The following is a 5,143-nucleotide window of genomic DNA, read 5'->3' on the forward strand; positions in this document are numbered from 1 at the left end:
GGATGTTGATGTTGTTTCCCTTGATCTCATTCAAATAGAACATGCTTTTAACATTCGACCAGGAAAACAAATTGGGATGTACAATTTGGTTGGAATCTCCGCATAAGATAAATTGCGTGGGCTTTTTAAGCGCCTGAAGGATAAGGTATAACTGGATATTGGTGAAGTCCTGTACTTCGTCAACCACGATAAAATCATACCGGGGCTTACACAATGGCAACCATTGATGGGATATGATGTTGATGTCGTAGTATCCGTTTTCTTTCAGAAACTGCAGGTATTTTTTAAACAATTCATAAGCTTGCTTGCGCTCCTCTTCAATAAAAATGGACTGTTTTACCCCCAGATTCAGGTATTCCTCTTCGCTCATGTAAGGTTTGTCAATGTTATATCCGGTGATAACGCCTTTGAACTCTTCATATAATTTTTGCGCATTGCGGATGGATGTTTTCTTCCGGTGGCGGTTGAACCAGGAGTTAAAAACCCGGAAATCGGCTTCTTTTCCCTCAATGATGTGTAAGGTTTCAAGGAACTCCCTATAGGAGAGAAAATCTATATTGAGCTTATCATTGTCATAATTATTTGCATAAAAAAGGTTCGCCGAGTTTTCTGTCAGATAGGAAGAAAGGGTGGTATACAGGACGGAGCCCTTTAGGGTTTTCATCTTTTCCAGGGTAAGGGCGGTTTTGCCGCTCCCGGCAGGACCGATCACTATAAACGGAGTAGGTAAGCTGAACAGGTAATTCTGATCCCGGTCAAATGACATGATTTTATCCAATACATGAAAATAAGACGTTTCCGGGTTTACGTAGGTCAGAGAATTGATGTCATGGTTTTTAATATCATCCGAACCTTCCAGCGTTTCAAAACGGGATTCATCTATATCAGCGCCCTTTAAAAATCTTGATTTGTGATATTCATGATTGAATATGATCTCCAGGAGCAAGATGTAGTATTTGTTGTTGTAATGACCCAGTGTAAAAAGAAGCCGGTTCCTGTAATCAAGTTTGGCCCGGTAATAGCCGTTTCCGTGCACCTTCTTTACCTCGGCAGCGGAAAAATTTTCGTTTTGCAGGTAATCGACCGTTTTGGCAAATTGTTTTTTAACCGGATTGTAGTTGATGTCTTTATGATATAAAACCTCCATAATGCTGCCTGTTTTTTCTTACAATTTTAAAAAGATTACCCCGAATGGCTCTATAAAAATATACTTTTAAATGTACAGGGGAAATTCTTGGGGGCTAAAATTATTAACATAAACTGACATTTTTTAAAACGTAAAATGTTTGGTATTTTTGAAGAGAAAATCATTGTTATGGAAAAATTGACAATATGCCTGTTAAGATATTAGCCACGGCAGACCTGCATTTGGGCCGGACCGCTTCCGGGGTGCCGGAAAATGCGGATGAATGCTCCACAAAATATACCTGGCACCGGATGGTGGAATGGTGTGTTCGGAACAACATTGATGTGATGCTTCTTGCCGGTGATGTGGTAGATGAAGACAACCGCTTTTTTGAAGCAGTAGGACCTTTGCAGTCCGGATTTGACAGGCTGAAAAAAGCGGGCATTGAAGTGTTTATGATTGCAGGCAACCACGATCACGATGTACTGGCTCAGATTACGGGAAATAGTCAATATAAACATGTTCATATGCTTGGGTCAGGCGGGAACTGGGAAATTCAAACCCATTCCAGGGGTGATCAGAAGGTTCAGTTTGTCGGATGGTCCTTCCCCCGAAAATATGTTACTGAGGAACCGGTCCGTGCCTTACACAATCTTGATCCGAATCCCGATCAGGTTACCATTGGATTGTTGCATGGCGAGGTTAACGTCCCGGACAGCAAATATGCACCGCTTGTTCTTGGTCATCTGAAAGAATTACCGGTAGATGCCTGGATTTTGGGTCACATTCATAAACCTGTGGAGTTTCAATCAAAAGATCCTTTTGTGGCTTATACCGGTACACCACATGCCCTGAATCCCGGTGAGCCCGGTGTCCATGGGCCTATTTTGCTGGAGGTAGAAGGGAAACACGATATACGGATCAAACGAATTCCCCTGTCACCGGTTCGTTATGAGTCCCTGAGAATCGATGTAAGCAGGGCGGAGAATGAAGAAAGCTTCAGAAATATGCTTTCCTCCGGGTTGCTTGATCATGCCCGGGGTTATATTCAGGAACTGGAGAACGTGGCCTATCTGGTATATGATATTGAGCTAATGGGTCAAAGCTCACAATCCGGCCAGATAGACGTCTGGAAACATCAGCTAATGGATTATACAACGGAGCTGGAAACGGGTACCAGGGTTTCTGTGCGGAAAGTTCTTAATCATGTGCAACCTCAGGTGCAAAACCTGGAAGAATTGGCCCGGAATGAATCTCCTGCCGGCAAGCTTGCCGAGACGATTCTGGCTATTCAAAACGGTCAATCCACAAACTTTTTGGATGAACTTATAAGGGGATGGTACATGCAGGTGAACCGGATAGATTCCGCAAGTGCTTATCATCCGCTAAGGAAAGAGAACCGTTTGCGTCAAAAAACGGAAAAGGAAGCCAGAGAATATATTTTGAAGGAATGCAATCGTTTACTGGGAGTTTTATTGACACAGCAGCAAAAGTAGATCCATCATAATGCAAAAGGTACCATTTATATTCAGGGAGCTATCCATAGATAAAATGCCCGGTTTTCCCAGGGGAATGGAACCCTATAAAAATTTTTCGCCCCACATCAACATCATTGCCGGACCCAATGCCTCAGGCAAAAGTTCTACTGCCCGGGTGATACGTGAATTGATTTGGAAAAAGAAGGATAATCAAACGCAAGCAGAAGCTTTTGCTGACGTTGGCGGGGAGAACTGGAAAATCAGAATGGATTTTGGAAATATAGAAACCCAGCGGAATGGTCAGAAAGATAGCTTTGCCGGCCTGCCGGCGGCTGAGACGGAAAGCCGCTATAGGCTTGCACTTCATGAATTGGTTAAAACTGATGAGAAAGGGCTGGCCGGTTATATTGTACGGGAATCAATTGGTGGCTATAATCTGAATGCTGCCGAAAAGGAGCTCGGTTATTCTTATCAGGCCAGAAGCTCTGCCATTTCAGAGCAAAAAGCCGTACAGGAGGCTGAAAAGCAATTTAAAGAAGTCCAGCAAAGGCAGTGGGATTTAAAAAAAGAGGAAGACCGTCTTCAAAAGCTTTACCAAGAGAGGGATGATGCCCGTGAAGCTTCCAGACTGAAAGATTTTTATGAGCAGGTAATTGAATATCTGGAAGCAAAGCAGGAGCTTGAGCAACGCAGAAAAATATACGAAGCTTATCCGAAGGTAATGGAAAAGGTCAACGGAAGTGAGCATGACCGGATACAGGATCTTGAAGAAAGGATGGAAACGGCTGAACAGGCCATTCGGGAAGCCCGTAATAAGATAAATCAGTGTGAAAACGAGCTGGCTGAGCTGAACCTGCCCGAAAAAGGTGTGAGCGATACCATTCTGGGTGAATTGGAACAAAGAATAGCCCATCTTGAAGAAAAAAACCGTGAAATAGAGAAAAAAAACGATCAGGTTGATTATTATCAAACAGAAGCGAATCAGGCATTAAAAGCCATAGATGAATCCATTGATCCGGACCAATGGAAAGGAGTTGATCTGAAAAACATCAGTGCACTGGAAAAGTTCCTGCTTGATGCGCATCAAACCATTAGCCTGCATCAGTTCCTTGAAAAAGAAATCGAGGAGCTGAAGAAAACGCTTGATGATGATGATGGGGTTCAATTTGACAGTGAAACCTTACAGCATGGCATAAAAACCCTGGGCTCATGGCTTAAGGCACAGAGAAGGCAGGAAGGCACTTCCAAAAAATGGGTAATTATCCTGTCCGCGTCCGGTGCCATACTGGCTGTAGCAACCTTTTTTGCAGGCTGGCCTGCACTGTTTGGAATTGTGCTTTTAGCTGTTCTTTCCTATTTTGCCCTTCAGGAAAAGCCTTCTGAAGAAATTGGCATGCGGGAAAGTGATTATCATTCAACTGGCTTACCACTTCCTGAATCCTGGAGTATTGATAAAGTCAATGAAACTATAAATTATTTGATCAGTGAACTTCATACCGTCAAATGGAGGGAAATGATCCGCCGGAAGATCGATAACCGAAGCAGTGAACAGGAAGCAACAAATAAACAGCTTGAAGAAATTAAGGAAACTTATGATCAATGGGTGGAAAAATTACAGGCTGCACCCCATCTTCCGGAGAAAGACCCCAGAAACTACAGCGGGCTTTACACTTTTGTGGTAAACCTGAACAGGTGGCAGCAAGCCCATGCTGAACTGAAAGCTTTGAAAAGCCAGTTGGAAAATTTATCACAGAATCATGATCAGATATTAAAACAGATTAATGCACGTTTCCGGGAGCATTTTGTTAAGGAATCAAAAGATACAACCGAAGCAAGAGCCCTTTATAATGAACTTAAAAAGGAGGAAGACCGCCGCAGGGAAAATACAAGGGAAATCAAACGGCAGGAGGAAACTGTTAAAGAGAAAGAACAACAAATATACAATGATAAGCGTAAGCTCCGCGAAATATATGAAAAGCTGCAACTGGATTATGGCGATAAGGAATGGGTGAGACAGCTTGTGGAACAACTGGATAAGTACAGGGAAGCGCATAAAAATTTTCAGTTTTCAAAGCAAAAATTGTCCGAAAAAAATGACAGGATCAGGGAGCATTCTCTGTACCAACAGTATCAACAAGAGCTATTAACTCTTACTCCTGATCAGGCCCGGGAAAAGGCAAACCACTATGAAGAAAAGGCAAAAAAACTGGAACGAATCAATGAAGAGATCACAACCATTGAAACCAATATCAGCAATGCCAAACAGGGCAACGCCCTGGAAGATGCTTTAAGAAAAAAGCAAAACGCCCTTGGAAATCTGGAGACACTGTACGAATCCAATGTGGCTTCCGTTACAGGAAAACTGTTGGTAGACCGGCTAAAGCAGGAAACCAAAGAACAAAACCGACCTGCAGTGTTCATTAGAGCTAAAGAATTGTTTAACCGGATTACAAGCGGACGGTACGAGCTGATGCTGGATGAACAGGATGAAGCAGCCTTTAGAGCTATGGATACTGTATTGAGGGAAGGTCAGGATCTG

3 protein-coding genes are annotated in these 5,143 nt (G+C 42.9%); 2 read left to right on the plus strand and 1 reads right to left on the minus strand.

The genetic code is table 11. The features are described from left to right. Positions 1 to 1,147 (minus strand): AAA family ATPase (locus KGY70_16625; GenBank protein MBS3776825.1); only part of this gene is annotated, 1,147 nt, incomplete at its 3' end. A 185-nt stretch (positions 1,148 to 1,332) separates the two neighbouring features. Here KGY70_16625 and KGY70_16630 point away from each other — a divergent pair. Beyond that, a complete protein-coding gene (locus KGY70_16630) occupies positions 1,333 to 2,622 on the plus strand; it encodes a DNA repair exonuclease (GenBank protein ID MBS3776826.1) in 1,290 nt (429 codons plus the stop codon). A gap of 10 nt (positions 2,623 to 2,632) precedes the next feature. Next, on the plus strand, positions 2,633 to 5,143 hold a 2,511-nt coding region (locus tag KGY70_16635; GenBank protein MBS3776827.1), incomplete at its 3' end, for a hypothetical protein.

It is taken from the genome of Bacteroidales bacterium (genome assembly GCA_018334875.1).
In the GTDB taxonomy this organism is placed as follows: Bacteria; Bacteroidota; Bacteroidia; order Bacteroidales; family UBA12077; genus JAGXLC01.